1 pseudogene is annotated in these 267 nt (G+C 65.5%); it reads right to left on the reverse strand.

Features of this window, described 5'->3' with window-relative positions:
• A pseudogene (locus tag SB765_RS30235) lies at positions 1 to 267 on the reverse strand (glutamine synthetase); the annotation flags it as partial.

The following is a 267-nucleotide window of genomic DNA, read 5'->3' on the forward strand; positions in this document are numbered from 1 at the left end:
GTCTTCGTTCAGCGGCGCAATCGGCTCCCGCGCCGCATCCAGCCCATGCTCCATGCCACACAGGATCGCCGCCAGCACCAGGTACGGGTTGGCGTCGGCACCCGCCAGACGATGCTCGATGCGTAAATTGCGCGCATCGGACTCGGGAATGCGGATGCACGCATCGCGGTCCTCGAAGCCCCAGCTCGCACGGCTGGCAGCGTTGACCATGGCGCCATAGCGGCGAAATGCATTGGGGTTGGCGGCAAAGATCGGCATGCAGTGCGG

It is taken from the genome of Pseudomonas sp. SIMBA_067 (genome assembly GCF_046534675.1).
Taxonomy (GTDB): Bacteria; Pseudomonadota; Gammaproteobacteria; order Pseudomonadales; family Pseudomonadaceae; genus Aquipseudomonas; species Aquipseudomonas putida.